This window comes from Comamonas sp. Y33R10-2, assembly GCF_019355935.1.
In the GTDB taxonomy this organism is placed as follows: domain Bacteria; phylum Pseudomonadota; class Gammaproteobacteria; order Burkholderiales; family Burkholderiaceae_C; genus Comamonas.
Map to the genome: position 1 here is coordinate 1,542,597 of NZ_CP079925.1, position 24,257 is coordinate 1,566,853.

Below are 24,257 nucleotides of genomic sequence, written 5' to 3' on the forward strand. Positions count from 1 at the left end.
GTTCACTCTTATTTTGATAGCTTCTAGTCCAGTATTTATATGGACTAAGAAGCTATTTGAGTGGATTTTTCTCAAGCCTTCTTCAAAAACTCAGACTTGAGAATGAACGGCCCTTGGTCTGTCTTGCAGTCCACGTCATGGTCGCCGTTGTCATACACAAGGCGAATGCCTTTGATCTTGGTTCCCTTTTTGATCACGGTAGACGAGCCCTTGACCTTTAAGTCTTTCACCAGCAGCACGCTATCGCCATCGGCCAGCGGCGCTCCGTTGGCGTCTTTGATCACGCGCGGGCCGCTGTCTTCGTCGTCAGTGGCCGAGCCCGTTGCAGCGGCAGTCCATTCGTGGCCGCAGTCGGGGCAAATCAGCAACTCACCGTCGGGGTAGGTGTTGTCTAAGCCGCATTGGGGGCAGGTGGGTAGGGAGGATGTGCTCAAGGTGGGCTTTCAGTTCAATTTTTTACAGGCGCTAACTTTAGAGTCGCTAACACCACCCTTGATACGTCGTTGCTTGGCATTGCCATACGAATGTACTGCCTGATGCTTCGCGAATCGTCTTAAACGCAAATCTTGTGTTTGCTGGGTGGTGGGGGCTGCTTTTAATAGCTGCTAGTCCAATATATACAAGGACTTCTGGCAGTTTTTCCCAATTATCGATGGGTTTAATCATCATCAAACTCAGCGCCAGCGCAAATCGTCTTTAGGCGGCTTTATGAGCCGCTAACACAACTCTTGATACGTCGTTGCTTCACCTTGTCGTACGCTTGAACTGCCTGCGGCTTCGCGCCTCGTCTCAATCGCAAATCTTCGATTTGCTGAGTTGTGTTCGCCGCTCTAAGCAGCTTTCGCGTTGCCCGCTTTTTGATGCAGCTTGACCATCACCGCACGGGCAATGGGTTGAATGATCAGCGCTTCCAGGATCAGCACCACAAAGAAGTTGCGCGGCCAGTCGTGCAGCATGCGGCCAAGCCAGCCTTCTGCGCCGAATGCGATCAGGTTGCCGATGCCCGTCATCACCAGCGACATGCCGAATACCGTGAACACCATGCGAAACAGAATTTTGGCATTGCCGCTGTCTGTGGCGGGGCTCAGGCGGTGCATGGCTTTTTCGGCAATGCGCCCGACCAGCAGGGGCTCGACCAACATGGCAATGACAAACATCAGCGGAAAGTAAAAGGCGATGCTTTGCAGGGTTTGGGCGTTGACTTCCTGCGCATGGATGAGCACGTTGAATGTGGTCATCACCAGTGCGGTAAGAGAGCAAATCGTCGCACCGTAAATCGCCCCTTCTTTGTTGTTGTGGGGAAGGCGGTTGTCTTGTTGCATGGGTTGGGAGCAATCAGCTGTAGAAGAGAAAGGTCGCAATTTTAGGAATTCATGGCCTTGCATCGCGTTCTGTCACACGTTGCCCCTGTGTGCATGGCGTGGCATTGCTGCTGCTTTGAGACGATTTTTTCAAAGTGTGAACAAGCGCAGATTTCGGTTTTTTAAGTGCTAGAAATCACCGAATCAAGCTTGAAACGCTTGAATCCCTTGCATGCAATAAAGCAAAAACCGATTGGCGGCGGGCGATAGGTGGCGGCCTGTGCGGGTGATCAGCTGCATCTCGGCATCTTCTAGCGCTGCATTATCAATAGGGATGGCACGCAAGCGGCCGCTGGCTAGCTCGGCCGTGACGGAGCAGGGCGGCAGCAGCGTTACGCCTTGGCCGCTGGTGACGAAGGCCAAAAGTACGCTGATGAGGTTGCTGGTCAGTGCGGGGCTGAGGTGGGTTTTATCCGCCTGCTCGGCATATTCCACCAGTTGGCGAATGCCGTACACGCCTTGGAGCATGGCAATAGGCCACTGGTTGAGTTCTTTGAGCGTTGTTTGAGCCGCACTGGCCAAAGGGTGCTGGGCGTGAACGATGGCATGCATGGGCTGGCGCGCCGTGCCGCGGGCGGTAATGTGACTGTCGGCTGGCGGGTAATAAACCAGGCCGATCTCGGCAGCATCTTCACGAATGCGGCGCATGATTTCAGTCGTGCCATAAATTTCTAGCGAGATGCTCACGCCTGGGTGCTGTTGGCGAAATTGGCGAATCGGCCCGTCGATCAGCTCTTGCGCAAAACCTTCACCGCTGACGATGCTGACGCTGCCGCTGTGCAGGCCGCGCATGGCATCGACCTTGGCCAGCATGTCGTGTTGATGGGCGGTGTGCTCGCGGTGGTAATCCAAAATGAGCCCGCCCGCCTCGGTGGGCACCACGCCGCTGCGGTGGCGCTCTAGCAGGATGACTCCAAGCTCTTCTTCAAGCAGGCTAATTTGGCGACTGACTGCTGAGGGAACAATACCCAGCTTTTCAGCGGCAGCGCGTACCGATCCACAGGAGACGGCCTCAAAAAGATAGCGGGCGCGAGAGTCTTGAAATGCAGGCATGCAGCGATTGTGGTCGCTAAATTGCATGGGTAGAGCTACGTATGTTCACTTTTTTAGAACAGAAAAACTGAGCGTATGCAATAAATGCATTGCTATATTCGGCTCCAGCATAGGTAGTGCTGGTGAGGGCTGGCTACGCCTTATTTCAGGTTTTTGAGCTAATTCAGCGCGTCGGCCGTGGTCGTCGTGCGCAAGGAATCGTGATGCGTACAAAAGTGCAGCCGGCCAAGGCCGCGTTGAAGATGAGTAGTGTGGTGCAAGTGTTTGCGCTGGCGCTGGTGATTGCGGCATTGTCTGAATGGCTGGGGCCGCTGCCCATTGCTTTAGGCGTGGGTAAGGTGGTGCTGCTGCCCATGATCTGGGCGCTGCTGATTGGTTTGGTGCTGGGCCTGCTGCGCAAGCGCCTGCCCGGGCCGCTGCAACTTGGCTTGTATAGCCAAAACTTGGCCGCTGCCGTGCTGTCTTGCGCGCTGTTTTTGTTTATTGCCAAGTTGGGTTTGATGGTGGGCGGCTCGCTGCCGCAACTGGCCAAGGTAGGCTGGGGCTTGGCGCTGCAAGAGTTAGGTAACTTGGTGGGCTGCGTAGCGCTGGGTATGCCGGTGGCGCTGCTGCTGGGCATTAAGCGTGAAGCGATTGGCGCTACGTTCTCGATTGGCCGTGAACCGGGCTTGGCCATCATTGGCGAGCGCTTCGGCATGGATTCGCCCGAAGGCCGCGGCGTGCTGGCTGAATACATTACTGGCACGTTGATTGGAGCGATTTTTATCTCGCTGCTGGCGGGCTTTATCGCAAGCTTGGGCATTTTCCACCCCATCGCCTTGGGCATGGGCGCGGGCGTGGGCTCTGGCTCCATGACTGCCGCTGCCGTGGGCGCGGTTGCAGCGCAGTACCCTGAAATGGGCGAGCAAATCGCGACTTTTGCCGCTGCCGCGAACCTGATCGCGACGACGGTTGGAACGTATTTGACGCTGTTCATCTCCCTGCCTTTGGCTGTGCGTGCTTACCAGTGGCTGGAGCCGATTTTGGGCAGCAAACGCAAGGCCGCTTTGGTGGAAAAGCTCGCTCCTGCAGCCCAAGCCAATCAAGCTGAGGAAGAAAAGGTCGATGTGCCCGCGCTGAGCTTGGGCATGCGCCTGCTGTGCTGGGTTTGGGTGGGCGCCATGGTGTTGATTGGCAACCGCATTGGTTACGGCACGCCGATGCTGGACGCTTTGCCCGGCGTGCTCATCATCATCATCCCCGTGCTGGTGGGTGATTTGATCTATATGGCGACGGGTCGCAAGCTGCCTGCGGTGTGCTGGATTTCTTTCATCGCCATGGCCATGACCTTCCCGCAAATGCCGCTGGCCGCTGAAGTGACTGCGCTGACTGGCAAGGTGAGCTTTTTGGCCATGATTACGCCCATGCTGACCTTTGCCGGCCTGTCGCTGGCCAAGGATATTCCGGCGTTTCGCCGCTTGGGCTGGCGCATTGTGCTGGTCTCGCTGCTGGCCAATGCCGGTGTGTTCTTGGCTGCGACCATGATCGCCCAGACCTTTGTGCATACGCTGTAAGCGCGGAGCGAAGTATGTTGAACACTATTCAATGGCCCGGTCAGCAAGCGCTGCAAGCGTGGCGCCACGACTTTCATCGCCACCCTGAGACGGCATTTCAAGAGCACCGCACCAGCGCACGTGTTTCGGATTTGCTCAAAAGCTTTGGCTTGGAAGTACACCGTGGGCTGGCAGGAACCGGCGTCGTCGCTGTGCTCAAGGGCTTGCGCGGCGCAGGTCCTTCCATCGGCCTGCGCGCTGATATGGATGCGCTGAACGTGACAGAACTCAACCAGTGCGAGCACGTATCCACCCACGCCGGCCGCATGCACGCCTGCGGCCATGACGGCCACACAAGCATGTTGCTAGGCGCCGCGCAAGCACTGGCATCGCACCCCGATTTTGCGGGCACCGTGTACTTCATCTTTCAGCCTGCCGAAGAAAACGAAGGCGGCGCGCGCGCCATGATTGAGGACGGGCTGTTTAAGCGTTTCCCAATGGATGCGGTGTACAGCATGCACAACTGGCCGGGACTGCCTCTGGGTACGGCGGCGGTGCATTCCGGCGCTGTGATGGCAGCCTTCGATATTTTCGATCTGACCTTGACTGGCAAAGGCTGCCACGCCGCCATGCCGCATTTGGGTAAAGACGCCTTGCTGGCTGCCTGCCAGTTGGTGACCCATTTGCCTGCGTTGATTGCCCGCGAGCAAGAAGTGCACAAGCCCGCCGTGCTAAGCGTCACCAGCTTTAACGCCGGTGACACCTATAACGTGATGCCTGAGGCCATCAAGCTGCGCGGCACCGTGCGCTGCTTTGACATGCCCCAGCGCGCTCGTATCGAGCAGCGCTTTCGCGAAGCCATTGCTGCTACCTGCGCGCTGCATGGGCTGCAGGCTCAATTGGACTACCGCGTCAGCTACCCGGCCACCATCAACAACGCCACCCATGCCGAAGTCTGTGCCGATGTGCTGACCGGCGTGCTTGGCGAAGGCAAAGTGCGCCGCGACATGGTGCCCAGCATGGCATCGGAAGACTTCGCCTTCATGGCGCAAGAATGCCCCGGTGTCTATATCTGGCTGGGCAATGGCGAGGGCAGCGCATCGCTGCACAACCCCCAATATGACTTTAACGACGCCAACTTGCCTTTGGGCATGCGCTACTGGGTAGAGCTGGTGCATGCGCTGCTGCGCGACGGCAAGCTGCCAAGCTCGACGTAATGGGGAATGCATAAAACATAAGGCATAGGGCATAGGGCATAGGCCATAAGGCAAAAGAAAAAACGCAAAAGACGCTTCACGCCAATCACCAAGCCGGGCTCTGCCCGGTTTTTTTTGTTTCAAATTTTTAAAACCATAGCTAAAAGTCCTTTTGGTGTATGGACTAGCTGCCAATTTCAAGGTGAATTGATTGCGGATTGAGGTGAAATTTAAAAACCCCTTGGCTCACGGTGCTTCGTTGATTCGTTAAATTACTGTATAAATAAACAGTACATCGTGAATTCCTCACGAATCACGAGCACCATCATGGAAATCATTGCCAAACTCAGCATCTTGGCGGACGCCGCTAAATACGACGCCAGCTGTGCCTCCAGCGGCGTCAAAGGGCGCAATTCGCTGGGCGGCAAGGGCATGGGCTCGTCTGAAGGCATGGGCATTTGCCACAGCTACGCGCCGGATGGGCGCTGTATCTCGCTGCTCAAAATTTTGCTAACCAATTTCTGCATTTACGACTGCCGCTACTGCATCAACCGCAAAAGCTCCAACGTGCAACGTGCGCGTTTTACGGCCGCTGAAGTGGTGGAGCTGACGCTGGACTTTTACCGCCGAAACTGTATTGAAGGCCTGTTTTTATCCAGCGGCATCATTCAGTCCAGCGACTACACCATGGAGCAAATGGTCGAAGTCGCGCGCAGCCTGCGCGAAGACCATGATTTTCGCGGCTACATCCACCTCAAAACCATTCCCGATGCCGCGCCCGAACTGCTGGCGCTGGCGGGTCGCTATGCCGACCGGCTGAGCATCAATATTGAGCTGCCCACCCAGCAAGGTCTGCAGCAGCTAGCGCCTGAAAAAGACGCCAATCAGATTCAGACGGCCATGGGCGATGTAGCTCGGTTTATTCAGATTGCCAAGGACGAAGGGCGCTCACAAGCGGCCCGCAGCATCGTCTCTTTGCCCGGCGCGCAGCGCGTGCGCCGTGCCAAAGCGCCGCGTTACGCCCCCGGTGGCCAAAGCACTCAGATGATTGTGGGCGCTGATGATTCCAGCGATGCAGCCATCTTGCAAACCAGCAGCGGCCTGTATGGCGGCCACCAGTTGCGGCGCGTGTATTACTCCGCCTTTAGCCCCATCCCCGATGCCTCGGCCGATCTCCCGCTACAGGCGCCGCCTCTGTTGCGCGAGCACAGGCTGTATCAAGCGGACTGGCTGATGCGTTTTTATGGCTTTGCCCATCAAGAAATTGTGTTGCCCGGCAGCGCCGGCATGCTGGACTTGGAGGTGGACCCAAAGCTTGCTTGGGCGCTGGCCAATCGCCAGCACTTTCCAGTCAACCTCAACCTTGCGCCCAAAGAGTGGCTGCTGCGCGTGCCCGGCTTGGGGGTGCGCAGCGTGCAGCGCCTTTTGCTGGCGCGGCGTGGGCGCAGCTTGCGGTTAGCCGACTTGCAGCAGCTGCGCACCGCCACGGCCAAGGTGCTGGCTTTTGTGGAGCTGACGGACTACCACCCGCGCCGCGCAGATTTGGAAAGCCCGATGTTGCGCCAGCAATTGCTGCAGCGCATGAATAACGGCGTCGTTCAACAAAAGCATAGCGGCATGCGATTGCCAGATACTGGCTTGAGCGCAAAAACAGCTCAACTCTCGTTGTTTGATGGATGGTGATAGGCGGTAAAGATGGCAATGAAGAAAGAAACATCGAGTGACGCGAGCAATGCCGCATCTAGTGTTTTATCCAGCGAATTTCTGGTGATTGAGCTAGAGCAGCCTGATGACTTCGACGGCTTTCGCCAAGCCGCCAAAGTGCTGCTGGCTTTGCGCGTGGAGCCTCATGCCGTGCGCTGGCGCTTTTGCCAGCCCCTAACCAAGCAAATGCAAGCGCAGGATTTGTTTGCAGCCGATGAGGCAGGCAGCGTAGTGGGCAGGGCGCTGACACCTGATGCACTAGAGCAGTTGCCCTTGCCACCCGCGCAGCCGCTACGTTTAGGCAAAAGCCAGCTGTCAACCATGCGCTTAGCTTGCTGCCACATTTTGGAAGGCCGCTTTGCGTTGTGCTACCGCTGGCTGTATCGCTTGCAGGCTGACCCTAGGTTGCGGCTGGATGCGCTCGATAGCGATTGGCGCGAGATTGAGCGCTTGGCCAAAGCGGCGGGCCGCGAAATTCACAAAATGCATGCCTTTGTGCGCTTCAGGCCAGTGCCGGGAACTGAGACGCCAGCGGATGCTCAGCCCATGCAAATGGCCTGGTTTGAACCTGAGCACCATGTGCTGCGCGCTGCATCGGGCTTTTTTAGAAGGCGTTTTCCGAATATGCGCTGGGCCATTCTTACGCCGCAATGCAGTGTTTACTGGGATTTGGAGCAGTTGTTGATGGCCCCCGGCAGCACGGCTGACCAAGCCCCCGGCCCAGACGCGGGCGAGCAACTGTGGCTGACCTATTACCGATCTACCTTCAACCCAGCGCGACTCAAAGAGCAAGCCATGCAGCGAGAGATGCCGCGCAAATACTGGAAAAACCTGCCTGAAGCGCAACTCATCAGTGAACTGGTGGCAGGTGCCCGTGGTCGCACCCAGCGCATGTTGCAGATTTGAGGCTTGAGCCGGATGGGCGGTGTTTTGAGGACATGGCTTTGAAGCTGCCCTAAGGGGATGAAATACAGACTCTTACATGCTGACGGCCAGCCTTGTCTGTCAGGACCATCTTTGTATGATGAAACCAATGCTTTGCACAGCCTGTGCGCTTTGCAAAGCTGCGCGGTGGTCGTTTGGCCGCCTTTCGCAGGTGTTGCACTTTTGTTGGGCTCGGGCCATCTGGCCTATTCATGATCTCATGAGCCTTTAGAGTCGCTCACGCAATCCTTGATACGTCACGGCTTGGCCTTGCCCTACTTATGTTCGGCCTGCGGCTTAGCGCTTCGTCTCAAACGTAGACCTTTGGTTTGCTCAGTTGTGTTAGCGGCTCTACGAGGCTAACTCGCCGTCCTTCACGCAACGCTGCCTGCAGCAAGACTGGGTTTGCGGATGTTCGTATCTGAACTCTGCATCCCCGGGCATTGATACAGGAGGGCGCTGATGCTGTTTGAATCTCAAACGCTTTTGAACTGGTGCGTACTGGTGGCTGCAGCTGCCTTGCTGGGCCATTTGGTGCATCGATTTACAGGCTACCCACGTATGCTGGGCTACACCTTGGCCGGTCTGGTTGCCGGCTGGCTTGGTTTTGGTGATTTGCAATGGCCTTTGCAAGGCAGCACTTTGCTATTGCTGGAGCTGGCGGTGGGGGTAAGCCTGCTGCTGGCGGCCTCGCAAGTGTCTTTGTTTTGGTTGCTGCGCCAACCGTGGCTGCTGCTTCAAAGTCTGGGCGAGTCTTTGCTGACATGGGCTTTGGTCTGCGCTCTGCTGCGGCTTCTGGATTGGGATTGGCCCGTTGCTCTGGCAGTAGGTGTGATTGCGATGGCCGCATCGCCCGCCGTGCTGCTTCGTATTGCTGATGATTTGCGCTCTAGTGGTTCAATCACTGACAGAAGCCTGCTGCTGGCCACAGTCAGCACCTGGCTGGCGTTGCTGGCTGCGTTGGTGTTGACTCTGGTTTTTGTCCCTGCATCAGCAGTATCAACTGTAGAGGCGAGTGGGCTGCAGTTTTCAGCGGCGGGCTTGGGGCAACTGCTACTGAGTATTCTTTTAACCCTTCTTTGGGCAGCGCTGCTGGCGCTGGCTTTTTGGCCTGTACTGCGCTGGAAGTCTTCGCGCAGCGACACAACGGCCATGTACCTGTTAGCGGCAGCGGTAGCGGTTTGCTTGCTCGCTCAGAAATGGGGTGGGTCAGCCGCTTTGTCCTTTATGGTCGCGGGCTTGCTGCTACGCAATTTAAGTCCCCAGCCCTTGATCTGGCCGCAGGCATTTCAGGCTGCCAATGCCATGCTTAACCTGCTGATGTTTGTGCTGGTGGCCAGCATGGCGGCCCAGGTCGGTTTGTCTTTTGCTTTGATTTCTGTAGTGGCAAGCGTATTTTTGGTAAGGCTTGCAGCCAAATTGGGCGCTGTTTTGCTACTAGGCCGCGGCACGGCGCTTGGCTGGCGTAAACAGTGGCCGGTGGCCTGCGCACAGGTGGCGTTGTCAGGCGTGGCCTTGCTCATGGTGTCTGCACTGGTGCAGCAGTGGATGCTTGTCAATCTCGGCGTGGCCCAGCAAATTGCAGCCATCGCCTTGCCGTTGATTGCGCTGTGCGAGGTGTTAGGGGTACTGCTTGCCGCCAGTGCTTTGTGGCGCAGCGGCGATGCGCATAGAGGCGTGGGCCGCGCCGCACTACAAAAAGGGGAGAAGCGCCATGACGCATGAGCCATCAATTGATTCCTCAACCCAGCTTTCAGCCCGGTCATCAACCAAATCAGCAACTCTGAAGCTGGGTGAGTTCGCCTCATCGCAAGCACTAACGCTGGGCGTAGAGCTAGAGCTGCAACTGCTGAGCACCCACCACTACGACATGGCCCCTTATGCGCCCGATATGCTGGCGCTGCTGAAAAACGTCCCAGTGCCGGGCTCTATCGTGCCCGAGGTAACGGCCAGCATGATTGAGATCTCTACCGGTATCTGCCAAGACGCACAAGATGCTTATGCCCAGCTCAGCGTAACGCGCGATGCGCTGGTCAAGGCGGCAGATCGGCTGAACATCACCCTGGCCGGTGGTGGCACGCACCCGTTTCAGCAGTGGCACCATCAGCGCATTTACGACAAGCCGCGTTTTAAGGAAATGACGGCGCTGTATGGCTATCTGACTAAGCAATTCACTATCTTTGGTCAACATGTCCATGTGGGCTGCCCCAGTGCCGATGATGCACTGCTGATGCTGCACCGCCTCTCGCGCTACATTCCGCACTTTATTGCGCTGTCCGCATCCAGCCCCTTTGTGCAGGGTCAGGACACGGCGTTTGATTCGGCCCGCCTGAATTCCGTTTTCGCCTTCCCGCTCTCAGGCCGCGCGCCGTTTGCGCTGCACTGGGAAGACTTTGAGCGCTACTTCGACAAAATGGCCGCCACCGGCGTCATCCACAGCATGAAGGACTTTTACTGGGATATACGTCCCAAGCCAGAGTTTGGCACCGTCGAGGTGCGCGTGTTCGACACACCGCTGTCCATAGACCGCGCTGCCCAGTTGGCGGCTTATGTACAGGCGCTGGGTGCCTGGTTTTTGAGCGAGCAGCCGTTTGAGCCTAGCGAGGACGACTATTTGGTCTACAGCTATAACCGTTTTCAGGCCTGCCGCTTTGGTCTGGATGGAACCTATGTGGATCCGGTCACTAGCGAGCAGCATTCGCTGCGTGAGCATATTGCGCTGACGCTGCAAAAAATCAGCAGCTACGCCCCGGCTGCTGGGCGCAGCGCACTGCAAGATTTGAAGCAAGTGCTGGGCCCGCAGGGCAATGACGCCTTTTGGCTGCGCGAGCAATATGCCCAAGTGCAGCAATTGCCCGAAGTTGTGCGGCGGGCGTCGCTGAGATTCAGCGGGAAGATTTAGATGTGGAGGTTTGAATAAAAAGAGCCAGCATCCCTAATCTATTAAGGATTGCTAGCTCTTTTTTTGATAGTGCTTGGTTTGCTCGTGCGGGGTTTAAGCCGCGACGACTTTGACCTCATAACCCTTGCCGCTGGCGATCACTTCCAGCAGGCGGTCGATATTGGGGTGAGCGCCGGGGCGTGCCTTGGCGTCTTCAGTGTGCTCGGCAAACAACTGCAGCCCTTCTTCAGCCGCCGCCACATTGATGCTGCCGTGTTTGACGAAGAGGCCGTTGTAGACGGTTACAGAGCCAGCCTTGCCGGGCGCATTGGGAATGCTTGCGGCCACATTGCCATCGGCATCTATCAGTTGCAGCTCTGCAATATGGGCAATGGAGGGAAGTTGCTTGAGGTTGTCGGCAAAGGTCATGGTCAGCTCTCGGTGCGTTTTGTCGAAAGCACAATTGTGATGGATATGCAGGGCTGGCAAAGCTTAGCGGAGCTTGCTTGGCAGCGTTGTTGCGAAAACTTAGGCTGGACCTTCTCGCTGCTTGCTGCCAGAAGCGGTGCACTAACGCACCCCTATGGGGGCGGATCCAGGTGTGCGCTAGCGGCGGTTGGCCGTACGCGCCCTGTACGGAGAGCGCACGGCGAAGGCCTTATTTGTTTTTCAACTTGCCCTTGGGCAGCACCGAGGTGACTGGGGGCATAGGGCGCATGGATTCCGACGAGGTATTGACCGGCGGTGGCAAGCTGGTGTCCTTCTTCGGTTTTTTGACCATTTTGTTGTTAAGTTGCATGCCTTTGGCCATAGAAATCTCCTGTATGAAGCCTCCAATGTAACCGTGGCACGCTAAGGCCAGCATGCCCAGTCTCAGAAGGCCTTTACGCCATAGCCTTAAGGGCTGTCTTCGGCGTTTCCCAGGTCTCTTCCAAAGACACCAGTTTGTCTGCAGCCCAGCAAAAAAGCGCTCAAACAAATGAGTCGCTTTTGCTCGCTCAAGCTCGCTTCGGTTATGGCCTATGCTCGCAAGGCTATATATCAGCGACCTCAAAAAAAGAGACATCAAGGTGCAGACAATTGCGAAGCGGGGCTTGAACCCCTCATGGATCATCGTCGCCGCTGGCATCAGCGCTTCTCTACACGTGGGTAAGCTGCCGCCGGCTGTGCCGGTGCTGCAGCAAGAGCTGGGCATATCACTGGTGCAAGCGGGCTTTTTGCTCTCAACCGTTCAAGTTGCGGGTATGGCACTGGGGCTGGTCGTGGGCCTCGGCGCGGATAAATGGGGGCTGCGGCGCAGCATGTTGGTGGGGCTGGCGCTGATTGCCTTGTCCAGCATGGTGGGCGCTGCGGCTACCGGTTTTGCATGGCTGCTAGCACTGCGCGTGCTGGAGGGTATGGGCTTTTTGCTCATCGCCATGCCTGCTCCGGGTTTGATTCGGCGCAGCGTTCAACCCAGTGAGCTGGGCGCGCGCATGGGCTGGTGGGGTTCATACATGCCGGTGGGTAGCGCGATGGGCCTGTTGCTTGGCCCGTGGGTGCTGCAGGCAACGAGTTGGCAGACTTGGTGGATTGCGCTGGGCGGCACGTCTATGTTGGCTTTTTGGGCGGTGCTGCGCATGGTGCCTGCAGATTCTGCTCATCCATTAATAGCAACAACATCTGCCCATGATGGCTGGCGACCTCGTTTGGCCTTGACGCTGCGCAGCCCCGGCCCGTGGCTGGTGTCGCTGAGTTTTATGCTGTATTCGGGGCAGTGGATGGGGGTGATTGGTTTTTTGCCAACGCTCTATGGGCAAGCAGGGCTGAGCGCCAAGCTCGCTGGCGTGCTGACTGCGGCCGTGGCTGCGGCTAATTTGCTGGGCAATATCGCATCGGGCAAGCTGCAGCAGCGCGGCTGGAGCCCCGCGCGCTGTTTGCAAACCGGCTTTGTGATGATGGGGCTGTGCGCGCTGCTGGCCTATGTGCAGATAGGCGGCGAGGCGCTGCCGCTGTGGCTGCGCTTTGTGGCGGTGTTTTTGTTCTCTGCCACGGGTGGCTTGATACCTGCGACCTTGTTCACCACAGCCATGCATTTGGCGCCCAGCTCATCAACGGTTTCAACCACCGTGGGTTTGATGCAGCAATGGTCTTGCGTAGGCCAGTTTGCCGGCCCGCCCTTGGTGGCTGCCGTGGCGGTGTGGATGGGCGGCTGGCAGTTCACTTGGGTGGTTACAGTCAGCATGTGCGTGCTGGGCTGGCTGCTGGCGCTGGGCGTGACCCAGTGCTGGACTCACGCCACAGACAAGCCCGCTCTCATCAAAGACTCAATGCAACATAACTCCTAAAAGTAGAGCATTGAGTCTTTGATGTCAAAGGACTGAGAGCCATTTTCATCAAACGATTTATTGGGCGTCCTCGTGGTATTGCGGGGCGCTGCTGCGAAAGCCGCGGGTGATGATGGCCAGATAGGCAATACCAATGGCACCCCAGATCAGGCCCGAGGTCAGCGAAGTCATCTCTACCTTGAGCCACATGGCGCCCACGCTCATAAAGCCCAGCACGGGGGTAACGATGTAGCGCAGCACATCGCCCAGCGTGTTCCAGCGCTTTTGGCGCCACACATATTCAGCCAGCACGGACAGGTTCACAAAGCTAAAGGCGGTGAGCGCGCCAAAGCTGATGAGGGCGACCACGTATTCCAGACTCAGCAGGCCTGCCGTGAGTGCCACCGCGCCGACCAGCAAAATGTTGTATGAAGGCGTGAAGGACTTGGGGCTGATATGGCCAAAAAAGCGCTTGCTGATCACTCCGTCGCGCCCCATCACATACATCAGTCGTGAGACACCAGCGTGCGCGGCAATGCCTGAGGCCATGACGGTGATGATGGCAAACGACAGCACCACCGACTTGAACAGCGCACCGCCCACTAAATAGAGAATTTCGGGCTGGGTTTCATCGACGGCTTCAAAGTACTGCGCCGGATCGCCCGGAAAGTACAGCTGCATAAAGTAGGTGGAGGCGATAAAAATCACACCAGAGATCAGCGCCGTCAGAAAAATTGCCTTAGGTAAGGTGTTCTTTGTGTCGTGTGTTTCTTCGGCCAGTGAACTCAACGAGTCAAAACCGGTGAAGGAAAAGCACAAAATCGTCGCCCCGGTAATCAGCGCGCCAATTTCGGCCTGCGCTGTCCAAAAGGGAGACATGCTCCACAGGCCTTGGCCGCCATGCTCAGCAATCGCGCCCAATGCGTTTTGGCCGTTGCTAAGTTCGCGCCAGACGATGATGGTGAAGATGGCAATGATGAGCAGCTGAAACAGAACAATCAGCCCGTTGAAATTGGCCACAAAGCGAATGCCGCGCAGGTTGACCAAAATCATCACAGCGGTGAGGCCGACAATCCAGTACCAATGGTTGATGTCCGGGAAGATGGCGGTCAGGTAAATCTTGGCTAGCAAGATGTTCACCATGGGCGAGAGCAAATAGTCCAGCAGGGACGACCAGCCCACCATAAAGCCCACATTCGGATGAATGGCCTTTTGCGCATAGGTGTAGGCCGAGCCCGAGGACGGGTAGCGGCGAATCATGTGGCCGTAGCTCAGCGATGTGAGCAGCACCGCCAGCAGCGCCACAAAGTAAGAGGTGGGCACATGCTGCAGCGAATCACGCGAGACCATGCCAAAGGTGTCCAGCAGTGTCATGGGCTGGATGTAGGCAAGGCCGATGATGACCACATGCCAGAGCATCAAGGTCTTTTGCAGGCGGTGGGTGGGGGAGGCCGCAGCCGCAGCGGGTGGGCGATCAGTCAAGGCAATCTTCCTTCACAAGAACAAGGCAGAACTGTGGACAGTCCCACCTGCGCATGGCCACGGCACTTGGGCTGTGACCATTGTGTTGTCTATGGCGTGGCGCAGCCCAAATTGGCGCGCCGTTCTTGGCATTCGCGCGGGTACAAGATCAAACAATCTTGGCTGCGCGAAAAACGCAAGATTATCGGCCTTTGACTGAAAGTGCGTGCTTCATAAAAGAAATTGCCTTCTGGTCAAGGCGGTATATAGACTATTTGCTATGAATTAGAGAGCATTCGGGGAGTGCCAGTATTTGACGGTTTCAGCGTTTCAACGCCCCTCAAGCAAGCCCAAAATAAACTGCCATTCAGCTTCGCTTACGGGGGTGATGGACAGACGGTTGCCTTTTTGCAGCACACGCATATCTGCCAACGCTGAATGCTCGCGCAACTCGGCAATCAAGAGTGGCCGGGTTTTGCGCTGCGCCTGCACATCCAGCATCAACCAGCGCGGCTTGTCTTGTGGAGACTTGGGGTCGTAATAGGGGTCGGCCGGATCAAACTGCGAAGGGTCTACCTGCAAATTGCCAGCAATGTGGGCAATGCCGTAAATGCCGGGCTCGGCGCAGCTTGAATGCCAGTACAGCACCCCATCGCCCACCTGCATATCGTCACGCATGAAGTTGCGCGCCTGGTAGTTGCGCACGCCGTTCCAAGCAATGGTCTGTGCGGGGGCAGCCAATGCGTGATCGATCGAATATTCGTCAGGCTCGTTTTTCATGAGCCAGTAACGCGGGCTGTGGGGCTTGTGGGGGCTGCTGTCTTTCATGAGGCGATTGTCGGTGAATCGGTGAGCCGGTAAATAGGGGGCTGTCAATTGAGGCCTGTCATCACTGCGGTGTCATTGCTCAGACATCAAGGAAACACCTTGTGGCAGTTTTGCGGCGCTAGGCGTTCAATAGAGCGTACAGGCGTGCTGACGTCCAGTTAACGGGCTGTCAGTTTTTGGCAAGTGCGCTATGAATAATTCAACGTTCATCACAAAGTACATAAGGCTTTTTGCAATGGATGAAAAGCCAAGGAGACATATTCATGACCACGCGTTTCGAAGATTTCCACCGTCGCTCCATTGAAGATCGTGATCTGTTCTGGGCTGAGCAGGCCGAGCTGATCGACTGGCAGCAAAAGCCGCAGCAAGTCTGCGACTACAGCAACCCACCGTTTGCCAAGTGGTTTGTGGGTGGCACGACCAACCTGTGTCACAACGCCATAGACCGCCATTTGGCCGAGCGAGCTGAGCAGAACGCGTTGATCGCGATCTCGACGGAGACGAATACTGAAAAGGTCTACAGCTACGCCGAGTTGCATGCCGAGGTGAACCGTATGGCAGCGGCCTTGCAGGTGCTGGGCGTGCAAAAAGGAGACCGCGTACAAATTTACATGCCCATGATTGCCGAGGCCTGCTTTGCCATGCTGGCCTGTGTGCGTCTGGGCGCTATCCACTCGGTGGTGTTTGGCGGCTTTGCCTCGGGCGCGCTGGCTTCGCGCATTGATGATGCCGAGCCCAAAGTCATCATCAGTGCCGATGCGGGCTCGCGCGGCGGGCGGGTGGTGGCGTACAAACCCTTGCTCGATGAGGCGCTCAAGCAATCCAAGCACCAACCCGCAGCAGTGCTGATGGTCAATCGCGGTTTGGCTGAAATGCCCATGCGCGCTGGCCGCGACCATGACTGGACCGCTTTGCGTGCCGCGCATCTGAATGCCAAGGTCGATTGCGTCTGGGTAGAGTCAACCCATCCCAGCTACACCCTCTACACCAGCGGCACCACCGGCAAGCCCAAGGGCGTGCAGCGCGACACAGGGGGCTACACGGTGGCGTTGGCGTCCAGCATGCCCAACATCTTTGATGCGCAGCCCGGTCAGACCTTTTTTTGCACCAGTGATATTGGCTGGGTGGTGGGCCACAGCTACATCATCTATGCGCCGCTGATTGCAGGCATGGCTACCGTTATGTACGAAGGCCTGCCCGTGAACCCAGATGCTGGTGTGTGGTGGAGCATTGTTGAGAAGTACAAAGTCACCCACATGTTCTCGGCACCCACGGCGATTCGGGTGCTCAAAAAGCATGATGCTGAGTACCTGACGCGCTATGACATCTCTAGCTTGAAAGCCTTGTGGTTGGCGGGCGAGCCCTTGGATGAGCCCACCGCTGCGTGGATCAGTGCGGCCATCAAAAAGCCCATCATCGACAACTACTGGCAAACAGAAACTGGCTGGCCCATCATGACGCTGTGCAACGGTGTGGAGTCACAGACCACGCGTTTTGGTAGCCCCGGTAAAGCGGTTTATGGCTACAACGTCAAGCTGATTGACGATGCGACGGGTGAAGAACTGACCCAAGCCAATCAAAAAGGCGTGCTGGCCATTGAAGGGCCACTGCCACCCGGCTGCATGCAAACCGTTTGGCGCGATGACAACCGCTTTGTTAATACGTATTGGAAGAGCATTCCCGGCCGCCTCATCTACAGCACGTTTGACTGGGGCATTCGCGATGAAGACGGCTACTACTTCATTTTGGGCCGTACCGACGATGTGATCAATGTTGCCGGTCACCGCTTGGGCACGCGCGAGATTGAGGAAAGCATCTCCGCACACGCCCAAATTGCCGAGGTCGCGGTTGTAGGCGTGGCGGACAACCTCAAAGGTCAAGCCGCCATGGCTTTTTGCGTGGTGCGCGATGCCAATGTGGTCGCTGACGATGCGGGCTGCAAGGCGCTAGAGGCCGATGTGATGAAGCTCGTCGATACTCGGCTGGGTGCAGTAGCCCGCCCATCGCGCGTGATTTTTGTGACGGCCTTGCCCAAGACCCGCAGCGGCAAACTGCTGCGCCGCGCCCTCCAAGCCGTGGCTGAGGGGCGCGATCCGGGTGATCTGAGCACCATGGAAGACCCGGCAGCCTTGGCTCAGGTACAACAACGCCTGTAACTTCAGCACTACAGCTATCTGTGGTGTTTTGTTACCCAAAAGAGGGGGCTGCCAGCAAGAGCCGCCCCGTAGCAAAGGCTCTCGTTCCCCGCTGGGAGAAGGCGCGAAGCGACTCAGGGGGAATCTTTGATATCAAGGCCCGTGCTCCCAAGGCTCGGGCCTTGTTGTTTGCAGCCTAAAATCGAGAGATCACGCCGCACAGACTTGTGCTGGGCGCTATGGAATTAGAAAGCTTCAAGAAAGTCCTATCGTGCAAGTTGCATCTTCCATCTTCAAAGCCTATGACATTCGCGGCATTGTGCCGAGCACGCTGACTGAAGAAGTCGCCCGCGGTATTGGCCGTGCCTTTGGTATGGCAGCGCTGGTCGCAGGTGAAAAAACTGTGGCCGTGGGTCGTGATGGCCGTTTGTCTGGTCCGTCGCTTTCTGCGGTGCTGATGCAGGGCTTGACCGACGTGGGCGTGAACGTGATCGATATCGGTCTGGCCACCACGCCCATGCTGTACTACGCGGCGGCGACGTTGTGCACCAGCGGCATTCAGGTCACGGGCAGCCACAACCCAAAGGATTACAACGGCTTCAAGATGGTTTTGGCAGGCCGCGCTATTTATGGCGACGAGATTCAGGCTTTGCGCCTGCGCATGGAAGCAGAAGACTGGACGATCACCGGCGCAGGCCAGGTCACCCAAGCCAATGTGCTGCCCGACTACCAAGCGCGCATCGTTGGCGATGTAAAGCTGGCCCGCCCCATGAAGGTTGTAGTGGACTGCGGCAACGGCGTGGCTGGTGCATCGGCTCCTGAAATCTTCCGCCAGCTGGGCTGCGAAGTGATTGAGCTGTTCTCAGAGGTGGACGGCAATTTCCCCAACCACCACCCAGACCCCAGCAAGCCAGAGAACCTGCGCGATGTGATCAAGGCGCTGCAGACTTCGGATGCAGAGCTGGGCCTGGCTTTTGACGGCGATGGCGACCGCTTGGGCATCGTCACCAAAGACGGCCAGAACATCTTCCCTGATCGTCAGATGATGCTGTTCGCCAAAGATGTGCTCTCTCGCGTGCCCGGCGGCTCCATTGTTTTTGACGTGAAATGCACGCAGCGCCTAGCCCCTGAGATTGAAGCGGCGGGCGGCAAGGCTGTGATGTTCAAGACCGGCCATTCGCTGGTTAAGGCTCGTATGAAAGAGCTGAACTCGCCTTTGGGCGGCGAGATGAGCGGCCATATTTTCTTCAAAGAGCGTTGGTACGGCTTTGACGACGGCACCTATGCCGGCGCCAGACTGCTCGAAATTGTCAGCCGCGAAACAGACCCTAGTGCTTTGCTCAATGCACTGCCCACAAGTTTCTCTACACCCGAGTTGAACGTGGCTTGCGCTGAAGGCGAGCCCCACCGCTTGGCCGCTGAGCTGCAAGCACTGGCAGCTACAGAATTTTCTGCGCCTGCACAGGTCAGCACCATTGACGGCCTGCGTGTGGACTGGGCTGACGGCTTTGGCCTGATTCGCGCCAGCAACACCACGCCCGTGCTGGTGCTGCGCTTTGAAGGCCATACCGAAGAAGCTTTGCACCGCATTGAGGCGCAAATGCTGACGCTGCTCAAGCGTGTCAAGCCCGATGCAGCTATTGGTGCCGCATCTCATTGAGATGCTTTTCCCCCTTGAGTCGCTTCGCGTCTCCCCCTGATTCGCTTCGCGTCATCCCCTCTCTCGCTGCGCGGGAAGGGGACGATGCCATCGCAGCGAGACGGCTCTTGCTTGGCATCTCTGATTTAGAGCATGCTTCACTCTAGATTCAGCTAACGATCAAATCAATGAGTTCACGCGCACCTATGACGTTTGCCCGTGCGCTGTTCAGCGCGCTGGCTTGGGCCGCCCAGCCGCTGCTGCGCCGTAAGCTGCGCCGCCGAGCGGTGGCTGAGCCCGGTTATGGCGTGGCAGTGCCTGAGCGGTTTGGCCATTACCAGCCCTTTGACTTAGGGCGTGATGGGCGCGGGCAATGGGTGTGGATTCATTCGGTGTCACTGGGCGAGACACGGGCTGCTGCAATTTTGATCAAGGCTTTGCGTGAACGCTTGCCCGGTATGCGTTTGCTCATGACCCATAGCACTGCAACGGGGCGCCAAGAGGGAGCCAAGCTGCTGCAACAAGGTGATGTGCAGGTATGGTTGCCTTGGGATACCTTGGGCGCCACGAAGCGTTTTATCCATCAGTTCAGGCCTGCTGTTGGTGTGCTGATGGAAACCGAAATTTGGCCCAATCTGATTGCAGCTTGCGCCAATGCAGGCGTTGGGCTGGCGCTGGCCAATGCGCGTTTGAATGAAAAGTCTGAAGCCGGGGCGTTGAAGATCAAGCCTCTATCAAGGCCTGCTTATCAAGCGTTGGCTGCCGTCTGGGCGCAGACCCTAGATGATGCCCGGCGCCTGCGCAATGTGGGAGCCAAGGTCAACGGCGTACTGGGCAACCTTAAGTTTGATGTGCAGCCCGATGTAGCGCAGATGCAGCAAGCCGCGCAATGGCGCACAGCTTTGCCTAAGCCCGTTGTGCTGTTTGCCAGCAGCCGTGAGGGCGAAGAAGTCATGTTCATCGCAGCCCTTAAAGCGCTGGGTCAGCAAGCCGCTGCCGTGCAGTGGCTGATCGTGCCGCGCCACCCGCAGCGCTTTGATGAAGTGGCGCAGTTGCTTGTCGATGCAGGTTTTGCAGTATCACGGCGCAGTCAGTGGCAAGAAGTCCCAGCAGTGCCAGATGAGGCGATTTGGCTGGGTGACTCGCTCGGTGAAATGCCGCTGTATTACGGTTTGTCTTCGGCCGCGTTGATGGGCGGCAGCTTTGCGCCTTTGGGTGGGCAAAACCTGATCGAGTCACTGGCATGCGGCTGCCCGGTCTTGCTGGGACCGCATACCTTTAATTTCAGCCAAGCCTCTTTAGAGGCGGTGCAGGCTGGCGCTGCCTTGCGGGTGGCGGATATGGATAGTGCGCTGCACTCGGCACTAGCTTTGGTCGCTAACCCTGAGCGCTTGAATGCGGCCCAACAAAGCGCTAGCGAGATGATGCTAGCCAATCGCGGTGCAGCGGCTGCGACGGCGCAGGCCATTCAAGGCTTGATGAATACTCCTAAATAAGGAGCGGCTAGTCCCTAATAACGCATGCCGCCACAGTTGTTTCGAGCGGCTTTAACGGCTGTAAACCGCCCCGTTGCTGTCGTTCATGTCATTGAGGCCAATGTCGGCTGGGCAGCGATAGCTATTAAATTGTGAGTGATATAGTCGCCGCTTAACACTGAGAACCTATGGCATCAAACAAGAAACGTGGCTGGACGCGCTGGCTGTGGCAGGACAATGCGACGCACGGTCAAAAATGGATTCTTTCGGTTTTGCTGATCGTGCTCGTGCTGGCAGTGATCCCGATGCTTCGCCGTAGTTTTGTTCCCAGTCCTGAGTGGCTGCGTCTGGTCTGGTATGTGGTGGCTTTATGTATGGCCGCTGCAAGCTGGGGCTTGGTGCACCTGTACCGTACAGGGCGATGGAGCCCGGCAGGTCCATGGGTGGATGGAGGACCTATCAAACGTGCGGGCTTGCTGTTGGGCTTGCTAGGCTTCATGAGCCTGATGTTTTGGATGGTGTGGGCTCAGACCTTGCCCATGGCCTACACTTGGTTGATGGGGCAGGACGCTCAAGAACAAGTCACCGTGGAAACGCAGCGAGGCTCCGGCCGGTACAGCTGCCGGCACCAGTTCAAAGTGCAAGAAATTAACTATTTGTTTTTTGAGTTCTGTATTAGCGGTGATGAATATGAGTCGCTGCCCTCCGGCTCCATGCCGGCCCAATTGCTGCTGCAGCGCAGCTACTTTGGCAAAACGGTGCAAAGCCTGGCTCTAGTGGAGCCAGCGGCGTTTCCAGTAGGGAAGGCCAAAGATGCCGAGGCGACTGAGCCTATGTGTGTGACTACAGTGACCGTGGGTAACCAGACCACTTCCACGGTCGATCCGTGCTAGGTAACTTTGACGTTCAGTTGCAGTTCAGAGCTGCCAGCCGCACTTAATTTGGCTGCCTACGCAAATAAGGACTTGAGGCCGAAAAACCTCAAGTCCTTATTTCTAGGCCATGCTTAACGCTTCGCTGATTTAGCAGGCGTTGGCACAGACGCAGGCTTGGCTGGCACAGCTATTGCCAATGCTGGAGTGACTGGTGCTGGCAAGGTCAGCGCATCAATCATGCGCAAATCATCATCTGTCAGCACACCTGCCGCTTGACGCAGCTTTAGCTGACCCAGCAGCACTTGGTAGCGGGCCGTGGCTAGGTCGCGCTCGGTTTGGTAGACCTGATTTTGGGCGTTGAGCACGTCGATATTGATGCGCACACCCACGTCATAGCCCATGCGATTGGCTTCTAAAGCGCTTTTGCTGGAGGCCAGAGCCGCTTCAAGCGCCTTGACCTGTGCCTGCCCCGACTGCACGCCTAAAAACGCGGTGCGGGTCGATTGCTCCACATTGCGGCGCGCATCATCTAACTGGGCGCGGGCTTTGTCTTCCAATGCCAGCGTTTCTTTGATGCGGTTTTGTACGGCAAAGCCGGCAAACAGCGGCATATTCATCACCACGCCAATTTGGGCGGCGTTGGTGCGTGTACCTGCTGGCAGGCTGGGCGTCATAAAGCCATTGGGGTATCGGTTAATGCCGTAGCCTGCTTGTAAATCGACCGTGGGCTTGTGCCCGGCTTCGGCTTTTTTCGTGTCGAGCTGGGCAATATCCAGCGCTAACTGGGCTTGGCGCAATTGGGGCTGACTGGCCAACGCAGTATCCACCCAGCTTTGCATGTGGTCGGGCATCACGCTGGGCAGCGTCAACGGCGAGGCAAGGCGGGTGGGGCTGGTGCCAACGCGGCCCACCAGTTGATCGAGCACCACACGCTTGACCTGCAAATCGTTTTCAGCGGCGATTTGCTGGGCTGTGACCAAGTCAAAGCGCGACTGGGCTTCGTACGAGTCGGTGATGGTGGCCGTGCCCACTTCAAAATTGCGCTTGGCCATTTCCAGCTGGGTGCTGATGGCTTGCTTTTGAGACTGAGCAACTTGCACGCTGTCTTGCGCAGCCAGTACATCGAAATAGGCTTGCGACACGCGCACGATTAGGTTTTGCGAGGCACTTTCAATTTGGGCTTGCGCCACATCCATACCGCGCTGGCCTTGCTCGTAAGCTATTTTGTTGGCTGGGCGATATAGCGGCTGCTGGGCGCTGAGCTGCATGTTTTGCACCGAGTTGCTAACGCCGGTGCTGGCCTGAGGCAGGTTGATTTGCGTATTCGTGCGGTTGACCCCGGCGGATAGCCCCACCGTAGGCAGCAAACCAGACAAGGCCTGATCAGCACGGCTAGCCGCGGCACGGGCATCTGCCTGCTGGGCCTGCCATAAGGCATCGTGGCCGCGGGCTTGCTGTACTAATTCAGACAGAGACTGGGCTTGCGCCTGTGCGCTGGCCCATGCCAGCAAAACTCCCAAAGAAATAGCACGCAGCGCGTGGGTGGAAGAGGTTTGCAGGGGCCGGGGCAGCTTGGTCATAAAAGTCAGGGTTGGGCAGTCTCTATCAAAAAACGCAAGGGAATGAACGCAATACAGCTAACGGAACGCAGCTAATGAAATTCAAGAGTGAAGGAGCCTCCACAAGCTCTTTGCATCAATAACGAGGAACGCTAGGGTCGGCGCTGATCGACCAAGCGTCAATGCCGCCAGTAATGTTGGCGACATCTTCAAAACCGTTGTTCACCAAGAAAGCGGCCACACTCATGCTGCGCGCTCCGTGGTGGCACAGGCAGGCGATGGGGTGGTCGGGGTTAAGTTCTTGTAGGCGGGCGGGGATGCTGTGCATGGGAATGCACACCAGCTCAAAGCCTTCACCCGCGGGGATGCTAGCTTGAGCAATTTCCCAAGCTTCGCGCACATCCAGCACTACGGGCTTGATGCCGCCATCGGCATGAGAGGCCAGCCATTGCTGAAATTGGGTTGGCAGAACTTGGGTCAACATACAAAAAACTCCTGCTGGCGACTCGCTTTAAAAGCGCTAGGCCAGACTTGGCACTGAAACACAAACCCTGACCGGCGTGCCACCGGGCAGGGCGAAGAGAAAAAGCTTAAAAAGCGCTCTTAGAAGGAAAAGCGCGAAGGCTCTTCAAAGCTGGCCAAACGCGAGGCAGCGGTATCCCAAGGCTGCTTGACTTCAAAGTTGTCGCCATTCTTGGTCACCAGCGTGAAGCGCATCACAGGCATGTAACCCACGATGGCAGCAATGCGGCCGCCTTGGTTGAGTTGGGCAAAGAGCGCTTCGGGCACTTGAGCGACCGAGCCGCTGAGCACGATCACATCAAACGAGCCTTGAGCCAGCGAGCTGGTTGCGCCATCGGCCAACTTCACTTCGACGTTTTTGACACCAGCACTGAGCAGGTTTTCGCGGGCCATGTCAGCTAGCTCGGGGTCGATCTCTAAGGTCACGACTTCTTTGGCTTGAGCGGCCAGTAAAGCCGCCATATAGCCAGAGCCTGAGCCAATTTCCAGCACGCGATCGGTGGGCTTGATCTGAGCGTCTTGCAACATGCGCGCTTCGATCTTGGGCGCGAGCATGTGCCAGCCTTTGGCGGCGCACTCTTCGGCGTTGCTCTTGAGCGGCACTTCAATGTCCATATAGGCCAAGTTGGCGTACTCGGGCGCTACGAAGTTTTCACGTGGGATCTTGTCCATCAGCTCCAACACGGCTTGATCCAGCACGTTCCAAGGACGAATTTGCTGCTCGATCATGTTGAAACGAGCTTGCGCGTGCACATCGCGCGGGTCTACTTGGGCATTCATTGGCTGGGCCATGGTATCTCCGGGGA

General features: G+C 57.2%; 21 protein-coding genes. 11 read left to right on the forward strand and 10 right to left on the reverse strand.

Going from position 1 to position 24,257, the window contains the following annotated elements; translation table 11 throughout:
- Window positions 1-71 precede the first annotated feature (71 nt).
- From KUF54_RS06930 to KUF54_RS06940, 3 genes are all read right to left on the reverse strand, one after another.
- Window positions 72-434, reverse strand: a complete 363-nt coding sequence (locus KUF54_RS06930; RefSeq protein ID WP_219345910.1) for a zinc ribbon domain-containing protein YjdM — start codon at window positions 432-434, stop codon at window positions 72-74.
- A gap of 396 nt (window positions 435-830) precedes the next feature.
- Entirely contained in the window at window positions 831-1,322 is a 492-nt protein-coding gene (locus KUF54_RS06935; RefSeq protein WP_219345911.1) for a DUF2798 domain-containing protein, read from the reverse strand.
- Window positions 1,323-1,505: 183 nt separating this feature from the next.
- Window positions 1,506-2,414, reverse strand: a complete 909-nt coding sequence (locus KUF54_RS06940; RefSeq protein ID WP_255576353.1) for a LysR family transcriptional regulator — start codon at window positions 2,412-2,414, stop codon at window positions 1,506-1,508.
- A 203-nt stretch (window positions 2,415-2,617) separates the two neighbouring features.
- On the opposite strand from KUF54_RS06940, the gene KUF54_RS06945 reads away from it, so the two are divergent.
- From KUF54_RS06945 to KUF54_RS06970, 6 genes are all read left to right on the forward strand, one after another.
- Complete coding sequence (locus tag KUF54_RS06945) at window positions 2,618-3,967, forward strand: DUF3100 domain-containing protein (RefSeq protein WP_219345913.1); 1,350 nt, start codon at window positions 2,618-2,620, stop codon at window positions 3,965-3,967.
- Window positions 3,968-3,981: 14 nt separating this feature from the next.
- The gene (locus KUF54_RS06950; RefSeq protein WP_219345914.1) at window positions 3,982-5,163 is read left to right on the forward strand and encodes a M20 aminoacylase family protein; all 1,182 of its coding nucleotides are present in this window, start codon (window positions 3,982-3,984) and stop codon (window positions 5,161-5,163) included.
- Window positions 5,164-5,469: 306 nt separating this feature from the next.
- Window positions 5,470-6,825: a putative DNA modification/repair radical SAM protein gene (locus tag KUF54_RS06955; protein WP_219346303.1), complete on the forward strand. Its 1,356-nt coding sequence runs from the start codon at window positions 5,470-5,472 to the stop codon at window positions 6,823-6,825.
- Window positions 6,826-6,837: 12 nt separating this feature from the next.
- On the forward strand, window positions 6,838-7,752 hold the full coding sequence (locus KUF54_RS06960; protein WP_255576355.1) for a TIGR03915 family putative DNA repair protein: 915 nt from the start codon (window positions 6,838-6,840) through the stop codon (window positions 7,750-7,752).
- A gap of 480 nt (window positions 7,753-8,232) precedes the next feature.
- Window positions 8,233-9,495, forward strand: a complete 1,263-nt coding sequence (locus tag KUF54_RS06965) for a cation:proton antiporter (RefSeq protein ID WP_219345915.1) — start codon at window positions 8,233-8,235, stop codon at window positions 9,493-9,495.
- Window positions 9,485-10,672 (forward strand): YbdK family carboxylate-amine ligase, encoded by a 1,188-nt coding sequence (locus KUF54_RS06970; protein WP_255576356.1) that lies wholly within the window; start codon window positions 9,485-9,487, stop codon window positions 10,670-10,672. Before KUF54_RS06965 ends, KUF54_RS06970 begins: the two co-directional genes overlap by 11 nt.
- Before the next feature lie 93 nt (window positions 10,673-10,765).
- Here the strand turns inward: KUF54_RS06970 and KUF54_RS06975 are convergent, their stop codons facing one another.
- Window positions 10,766-11,080: a DUF2322 family protein gene (locus tag KUF54_RS06975; RefSeq protein ID WP_219345916.1), complete on the reverse strand. Its 315-nt coding sequence runs from the start codon at window positions 11,078-11,080 to the stop codon at window positions 10,766-10,768.
- A gap of 229 nt (window positions 11,081-11,309) precedes the next feature.
- The gene (locus KUF54_RS06980) at window positions 11,310-11,462 is read right to left on the reverse strand and encodes a hypothetical protein (RefSeq protein ID WP_219345917.1); all 153 of its coding nucleotides are present in this window, start codon (window positions 11,460-11,462) and stop codon (window positions 11,310-11,312) included.
- A gap of 259 nt (window positions 11,463-11,721) precedes the next feature.
- Between KUF54_RS06980 and KUF54_RS06985 the strand changes: the two genes are divergently transcribed.
- Window positions 11,722-12,978, forward strand: a complete 1,257-nt coding sequence (locus tag KUF54_RS06985; RefSeq protein WP_219345918.1) for a CynX/NimT family MFS transporter — start codon at window positions 11,722-11,724, stop codon at window positions 12,976-12,978.
- A gap of 57 nt (window positions 12,979-13,035) precedes the next feature.
- Here KUF54_RS06985 and KUF54_RS06990 read toward each other — a convergent pair whose 3' ends face one another.
- Both KUF54_RS06990 and KUF54_RS06995 read right to left on the reverse strand, forming a co-directional pair.
- Window positions 13,036-14,439: an APC family permease gene (locus KUF54_RS06990; protein WP_304518284.1), complete on the reverse strand. Its 1,404-nt coding sequence runs from the start codon at window positions 14,437-14,439 to the stop codon at window positions 13,036-13,038.
- 309 nt (window positions 14,440-14,748) lie between these two features.
- The gene (locus KUF54_RS06995; RefSeq protein ID WP_219345919.1) at window positions 14,749-15,246 is read right to left on the reverse strand and encodes an EVE domain-containing protein; all 498 of its coding nucleotides are present in this window, start codon (window positions 15,244-15,246) and stop codon (window positions 14,749-14,751) included.
- Between the two features lie 263 nt (window positions 15,247-15,509).
- Here KUF54_RS06995 and KUF54_RS07000 point away from each other — a divergent pair, with 263 nt between their 5' ends.
- The 4 genes from KUF54_RS07000 (at window position 15,510) to KUF54_RS07015 (ending at window position 21,388) form a co-directional block, all read left to right on the forward strand.
- The gene (locus tag KUF54_RS07000) at window positions 15,510-17,402 is read left to right on the forward strand and encodes a propionate--CoA ligase (RefSeq protein ID WP_219345920.1); all 1,893 of its coding nucleotides are present in this window, start codon (window positions 15,510-15,512) and stop codon (window positions 17,400-17,402) included.
- Between the two features lie 250 nt (window positions 17,403-17,652).
- Window positions 17,653-19,041, forward strand: coding sequence for a phosphomannomutase/phosphoglucomutase (locus KUF54_RS07005; protein ID WP_219345921.1), 1,389 nt, complete (start codon window positions 17,653-17,655; stop codon window positions 19,039-19,041).
- Between the two features lie 167 nt (window positions 19,042-19,208).
- Window positions 19,209-20,516: a 3-deoxy-D-manno-octulosonic acid transferase gene (locus KUF54_RS07010; RefSeq protein ID WP_219345922.1), complete on the forward strand. Its 1,308-nt coding sequence runs from the start codon at window positions 19,209-19,211 to the stop codon at window positions 20,514-20,516.
- Between the two features lie 167 nt (window positions 20,517-20,683).
- The gene (locus tag KUF54_RS07015) at window positions 20,684-21,388 is read left to right on the forward strand and encodes a hypothetical protein (protein ID WP_219345923.1); all 705 of its coding nucleotides are present in this window, start codon (window positions 20,684-20,686) and stop codon (window positions 21,386-21,388) included.
- A gap of 113 nt (window positions 21,389-21,501) precedes the next feature.
- Here KUF54_RS07015 and KUF54_RS07020 read toward each other — a convergent pair whose 3' ends face one another.
- From KUF54_RS07020 to KUF54_RS07030, 3 genes are all read right to left on the reverse strand, one after another.
- The gene (locus tag KUF54_RS07020; RefSeq protein WP_219345924.1) at window positions 21,502-22,950 is read right to left on the reverse strand and encodes a TolC family outer membrane protein; all 1,449 of its coding nucleotides are present in this window, start codon (window positions 22,948-22,950) and stop codon (window positions 21,502-21,504) included.
- Window positions 22,951-23,065: 115 nt separating this feature from the next.
- Window positions 23,066-23,413 carry a rhodanese-like domain-containing protein gene (locus tag KUF54_RS07025; protein WP_219345925.1) on the reverse strand — a complete coding sequence of 116 codons (348 nt, stop codon included), beginning with the start codon at window positions 23,411-23,413 and terminating at the stop codon, window positions 23,066-23,068.
- 119 nt (window positions 23,414-23,532) lie between these two features.
- Entirely contained in the window at window positions 23,533-24,243 is a 711-nt protein-coding gene (locus tag KUF54_RS07030; protein ID WP_219345926.1) for a protein-L-isoaspartate O-methyltransferase, read from the reverse strand.
- Window positions 24,244-24,257: the final 14 nt, after the last annotated feature.